This is a genomic window from Vibrio litoralis DSM 17657 (assembly GCF_000426765.1).
GTDB classification, from domain to species: Bacteria; Pseudomonadota; Gammaproteobacteria; order Enterobacterales; family Vibrionaceae; genus Vibrio; species Vibrio litoralis.
Genome location: NZ_KE384568.1, coordinates 169667 through 175666, shown reverse-complemented (window position 1 = coordinate 175666; position 6000 = coordinate 169667). Strand labels below are relative to the sequence as shown.

The following is a 6000-nucleotide window of genomic DNA, read 5'->3' as shown; positions in this document are numbered from 1 at the left end:
ATTTCATCGTAAGCCCAGGCTTAAACCCAACGACGGTTAAATACTGCCAACAAAAGAACATGCCAATTGTTCCGGGTGTTAACAACCCAAGCCTAGTTGAGCAAGCAATGGAACTGGGTCTTAAAACCGTTAAGTTCTTCCCAGCTGAACCATCTGGTGGCGTTGGCATGTTGAAAGCATTAACCGCTGTTTACCCCGTGAAATTTATGCCAACCGGTGGCGTAAGTTTATCAAACATTGATGACTATCTATCTATCCCAGCAGTATTGGCATGTGGCGGTACTTGGATGGTTCCTACTTCTCTTATTGATAACGAACAATGGGATGAGTTAGGTACATTAGTTAAAGATGCGGTTGCCAAAGTTAACTAGTTGAAGTGCTTACGCGAAATGGTTTAATTGTTATTTGCATCGTCGCTAATCATTGATAATGTGTTTGTTATTATGTCATTTATAAAGGATGTAGAGTGATGATGGGTGAATATCAAACCAAGCAAGGCGTGCTGGTCGAAATCTTCCAGGGGCAAGTACGTATTGCGATGGGCGGTTTAGTGGTGACAGATAAAGTGGAAAACATTCACGCCATCACCATTAATACCCCAGATGGCGCAGGCAGTTTTTATCTCGCCGTTGATGATTCGAATGCCTTGTTGTTTGTGGAAGATTTAGCTGAGCTTGAAGCGGTTGCGAAAGTGTTGGGGATTGAGGTAGAGAAGGGGTAAGGGGATTCAAGTTCCTAGTTCCTAGTTCCTAGGAGATCGACTCTTGTAGCTCGGGCGCCTTGCTTCTCGTATATCGAAAAAGCGATGCGGGTATGTATTGACAGATTTATTAATCACATTAAAACTCACCTCGAGCAACGAGCAACGAGCAACGAGCAACGAGCAACGAGCAACGAGCAACGAGCAACGAGCAAAAGCCCGAAGAATATAAACTCTTCGGGCTTTGTTTATTTTAGGATATTTACCCTAATTTATTAATGGTCGTGAGCTTTGCCTGCGCCTTTCGGGAAGCGGATAGACTCCACCATATCTTGTACATCTTTTGGTACTTCAGCAGTGAATTTGTTCACTACAATCGAGACTACGAAGTTCAGACACATACCTAGCGTACCGATACCTTCTGGGCTGATGCCGAAGAACCAGTTGTCAGGCGTGCTTGCCGCCGGGTTTACGAACTTGAAGTAAATGATGTAAGCAGCAGTAAAGGTAATACCTGTCACCATACCGGCAATCGCACCTTCCTTGTTCATCTTCTTATAGAAAATACCTAAGATGATGGCAGGGAAGAAGGACGCTGCTGCTAAGCCGAAGGCAAAGGCTACCACCTGTGCCACAAAGCCTGGTGGGTTAATCCCTAAGTAACCGGCACCAATTACCGCCAGTGCTGCGGCCCCCCGAGCAAATAACAGTTCCTGCTTATCGCTCATATTGGGCTTGAACTCTTTCTTCAGTAAATCATGAGAGATGGAGGTCGAGATAACCAATAGTAAGCCTGCTGCTGTCGATAGTGCGGCCGCTAGACCACCCGCTGCCAGTAGTGCCACTACCCAGTTAGGTAATTTCGCCAGTTCTGGAGAAGCCAGTACGATGATATCACGGTTGATGTTCATCTCATTACGTTCATCGCCAGAGTAGAACATTTTGCCATCGCCGTTCTTATCTTCCCAAGAAACAAGACCGGTGCTTTCCCAGTTGTTATACCAGCTTGGGGCATTTTCAACGGCAACACCTTGTTGATCTGGGCCATTAATGGTTTCAATCAAGTTCACACGAGCAAATGATGCAACTGCTGGCGCCGTTGTATAAAGTAGCGAGATGAATAGAAGTGCCCAACCTGCAGAAATACGAGCATCTTTTACTTTAGGTACGGTAAAGAAACGAATGATTACGTGTGGTAAACCTGCTGTACCGACCATCAGTGCCGCAGTAATGAAGAAGACATCGACGGTACTTTTCGAACCATCAATATAAGAGTTAAAACCTAATTCTTGAGTTAGCCCTTCTAGGCGATCCATTAGGTACACATCAGAGCCTGAAATGGTTGAACCCATACCGATTTGTGGGAACACATTACCAGTCATCATAATTGAAGTGAAAACTGCAGGAACAAGGAAAGCAAAAATCAGTACGCAGAATTGTGCTACCTGAGTATAGGTAATGCCTTTCATGCCGCCTAATACTGCATAGAAGAATACAATCGCCATACCAATGATGATACCTAGATTGATGTCGACCTCTAAGAAGCGAGCAAAAACCACACCTACACCACGCATTTGGCCAGCCACATAAGTGAACGACACAAAGATGGCACAGAAGATAGCCACTAAGCGTGCAGTACGAGAGTAGTAACGGTCACCGATAAAATCAGGAACCGTGAACTTGCCGAATTTACGTAAATAAGGGGCTAAACAAAGTGCTAATAATACGTAACCGCCAGTCCAACCCATTAAGTAAACTGAGCCATCGTAGCCGGCAAAAGAAATGATACCCGCCATTGAAATGAAAGATGCCGCTGACATCCAGTCGGCAGCGGTCGCCATACCATTGGCTACAGGGTGAACCCCACCACCGGCGACATAGAACTCACTGGTTGACCCAGCGCGTGCCCAAATTGCAATGCCGATATACAACGCAAAGGTGATACCGACGAGAATAAACGTCCAAGTTTGAATATCCATATATTAGCCTCTTAGTCTTCCTGTACACTGTATTTTTTATCAAGCGCATTCATGCGAGCGACATACACGAAGATCAACACCACGAAGGTATAAATAGACCCTTGCTGTGCAAACCAAAATCCCAATTTGAATCCTGCAAATTGGATGGTATTTAGTGCGTCGACAAATAAAATGCCTGCACAGTAAGACACCACGAACCAAATGGTCAGTAGTGTCGCCATAATGCCTAGGTTTTCCTTCCAGTAGGCTTGGGCATGTTTGTCAGATTCAAACGACATGGCCATTCTCCTTTGTTTTACCCGATTATTCTCATTGATATAACAGCTATGTTCACTGATATAGCAGCTATTTTTCACTGAATTCACAGTGAACTCTTTTGTTAATAAAATGTTACGACAAAACAATAGCAGTAAGAGTCTGATAGGGCTTTTCAACTTTAGTCGGGCAGGAATGTTGGGAAATTAAGACCTTAGCGGCTTTTTTGTGAGGTGGGTTGGAATAATTTAGCCTAGCTCTGGGTTAGGGCTAGGCTAAGGTCTAATAAGGTTAGTCTAAGGTCTAATGCGCGATTGGTTGGTTATACCAATCGCATTAATTATCTGATCATTCTTGCTTGTTAAAAACCTCGATAACTGCGTTATAAATTTTGATTGTAGAGCAACTACTTATCGAAAATTTATGCCTTGTTCTCAAGGTTTTTTCCTTCGCAATTTCTGAACATCTAACTAATTTGATTGGTATTAGAAATAGAAATCTCTGATACCCATTAAGAGGTTGTTCACCGCGACGGCAGCTAAGATTAATCCCATCACTCGGCTAATAATTGCCGCGCCGACATTGCCAATAATTCTATGGATACTCGTCGCACCAATTAATAAAGCCAATGTTGATAGTAACACTAGTACCATCACTCCTGCGGTTAAGCTCTGGTCGATAATTGAGTTTCGGTAGTTATCGGTGAGCAGTACGATCGCCATCATAGCACCTGGCGAGGCAATTGACGGAATCGCTAATGGGTAAACGGCAAGATTCGCCAGATCTGAACGATTGAGTTCTTTGCCCATTTTTTCTTCTTGAGCCGGCTTGCCTTCACCAAAAATCATACTAAGTGCAAATAACAATAATACCAAACCACCGGCAGCTTGAAAGGCGGGCAGGGGAATTTGCATCGCTTCGAGTAATATTTGCCCCACCACCAAAAAGAACAGCAAGACTCCGGTTGCAATGGCAACCGCTTTAAGTGCGACTAAACGTCTTTGTTTACTGGTGAGTCCGTGGGTTTGCGATAGGTAGACAGGAACAGTGCCAACAGGATCAATGACGGCCCATAATACGATAAATTGAGTAATTAAAGCGCTGATCAAAGTGGCTCCTTTATGGTGTTAAGGGTTAAGTAGTTCTTTTGGCGTGATGATAATTCCGACCGTAGTGATTCTTTGATCAACAATATCTCGAATAAACAATGTGACATTACCAAACTCTTTTGCAGCATCACGGATAGGGATACCATCAAATGATTGCATTAATAATTCATTTAAAGAGATATGGTGTTCTGCGGGTAAATCGATACCGTAAGAATGATGAATATCACCTATTTTGGTAAAGCCTTTTAAGCATAGCTCGTGATTTGGCAAGCTTTCTATTGGGGTCTCACCCGCGCTCGAACAAATAAGGTCAACAAAATCTCTAACATTCGGTTTCATCATGATAAATAAATGATCTTCTGCCAATATTAAAGTGGAACCACGAGGGGGAATAACTTGCTTACCTCTCGTTATCATGGCTACAACAGTGCCATCAGGAAGTGCCATTTGAGATAAACGACGTCCGGCTATCCTTGAATGTTCTCCAAGTCTATATTCAACAATTTCAGCATCGACGTCACCTAATGTTGTGATCTCTAATGTTGCTGCAGGGGTTGATGGTGCAGGTTCCGTTAAACCTAATCGTCGCGCCATGAAAGGCAAAGTTGAACCTTGTATGGTGGCAGAAATAAATACGACGAAAAACACCACATTAAAAATTAACCCAGCATCAGGCACCCCATACATTAAAGGATAAATGGCTAAGATGATTGGTACTGAGCCTCGTAGGCCAACCCAAGAAACCAGCGTGATTTCTCGTAAGTTGAAACCAAAAGGTTTTAATATCGGTAGAATGGAAATTGGTCTGGCAATTAATGTTAGTACCACTGCAATCATTAAGCCTTCAAACCAAACATCGAGTAATGATGATGGCGTAATAAGTAACCCTAACATCATAAACATGCAGATTTGGCCCAACCAAGCTAATCCATCATGGAATAAAAAAGTACTGCGTTGGAAGACAAAACGACTATTACCAATCACTACTCCTGTAATGAAAATAGATAAAAAGCCACTCCCCCCTAAATTCGCACTAATTCCAAATGATAATAAGCCTAGGGCGGCCACCATGACAGGGTATAAGCCGGATGTCGTTAAATTGATATGATTAATTAATCGAACAGATAACCACCCACATGCAAGACCGACAGCAGAGCCTATGCCTATTTGTTGGATGAAGAGCATAAGTAAGCCTGTTCCCGGCTCTAATCCATTTACGACTACCTCTAAAAGTCCAACGGTGAGAAAGATCGCCATTGGGTCATTGGTTGCACTTTCTATTTCTAAGGTTGATTTTAGTTTAGGGTTGATATGAATGCCGGCATTTCTTAATAAAGAGAATACCGCAGCAGCATCCGTTGAACCGACAATAGCACCAATTAATAAGCCATAAATTAAAGGAATATCAAGAATATAAGCGGCAGCAAGGCCAGTGATTGCAGACGTGAATAAAACCCCGAGAGTGGCTAATAAAGAGGCCGGTTTCCAGACCGATTTTATCGATGCCATTGGGGTGTTTAAGCCACCATCAAACAAGATGACTGCTAGTGCTAAAGTTCCTAATGAATGAGCGATAAGAGCATTATCAAAATCAATGCCTCCGGGGCCATCTTCTCCAGCTAGCATGCCAACAATCAGAAACATCACCAATACAGGTAGGCCTAAACGTGCTGAAACCTTGCTTGAGAGGATACCAAAGGCAATTAAAATGGCAGCGAGTAAGATAAGTTGATCAATTATAAACATGCAAGGCACTCTTTGATTAATGGCGTTAGCATTAAAATACATCGAGTCGCTAAATTATCTCGATATGTCGCTTCGTTGGGGTGAATTAGCAGAGGACTGTGAATAAGAGTTCACTTTTGGGTTGCTAAAGGGAAAAAGAAAGCGACCAATAAAATGTACCATAGTTTTGCTATTGATACATTTTATTGATCGCGAGTAATGGCTGTAATGA

The 6000-nt window shown here is 42.9% G+C and carries 6 protein-coding genes; 2 read left to right on the top strand and 4 right to left on the bottom strand.

What is annotated here, in order from left to right:
- Positions 1-371 (top strand): bifunctional 4-hydroxy-2-oxoglutarate aldolase/2-dehydro-3-deoxy-phosphogluconate aldolase (gene eda / locus K358_RS0117700; protein WP_027695257.1); only part of this gene is annotated, 371 nt, incomplete at its 5' end.
- Positions 372-469: 98 nt separating this feature from the next.
- A complete protein-coding gene (locus K358_RS0117695) occupies positions 470-721 on the top strand; it encodes a hypothetical protein (protein WP_027698066.1) in 252 nt (83 codons plus the stop codon).
- 254 nt (positions 722-975) lie between these two features.
- Here K358_RS0117695 and K358_RS0117690 read toward each other — a convergent pair whose 3' ends face one another.
- The 4 genes from K358_RS0117690 to K358_RS0117675 all read right to left on the bottom strand — a co-directional run bounded on the left by K358_RS0117690 (position 976) and on the right by K358_RS0117675 (position 5789).
- Positions 976-2679 carry a sodium:solute symporter family protein gene (locus tag K358_RS0117690; protein WP_027698065.1) on the bottom strand — a complete coding sequence of 568 codons (1704 nt, stop codon included), beginning with the start codon at positions 2677-2679 and terminating at the stop codon, positions 976-978.
- A gap of 11 nt (positions 2680-2690) precedes the next feature.
- Positions 2691-2957 (bottom strand): DUF4212 domain-containing protein, encoded by a 267-nt coding sequence (locus K358_RS0117685; protein WP_027698064.1) that lies wholly within the window; start codon positions 2955-2957, stop codon positions 2691-2693.
- Positions 2958-3419: 462 nt separating this feature from the next.
- A complete protein-coding gene (locus tag K358_RS0117680; RefSeq protein WP_027698063.1) occupies positions 3420-4043 on the bottom strand; it encodes a MarC family protein in 624 nt (207 codons plus the stop codon).
- An 18-nt stretch (positions 4044-4061) separates the two neighbouring features.
- Positions 4062-5789 (bottom strand): potassium/proton antiporter, encoded by a 1728-nt coding sequence (locus K358_RS0117675; protein WP_027698062.1) that lies wholly within the window; start codon positions 5787-5789, stop codon positions 4062-4064.
- Positions 5790-6000 lie beyond the last annotated feature (211 nt).

Bases quoted from the DNA above. Each gene is read 5' to 3' on its own strand.
- K358_RS0117695 (WP_027698066.1), top strand. From the start codon at position 470: ATGATGGGTGAATATCAAACCAAGCAAGGCGTGCTGGTCGAAATCTTC.
- K358_RS0117690 (WP_027698065.1), bottom strand. From the start codon at position 2,679: ATGGATATTCAAACTTGGACGTTTATTCTCGTCGGTATCACCTTTGCG.
- K358_RS0117685 (WP_027698064.1), bottom strand. From the start codon at position 2,957: ATGTCGTTTGAATCTGACAAACATGCCCAAGCCTACTGGAAGGAAAAC.
- K358_RS0117675 (WP_027698062.1), bottom strand. From the start codon at position 5,789: ATGTTTATAATTGATCAACTTATCTTACTCGCTGCCATTTTAATTGCC.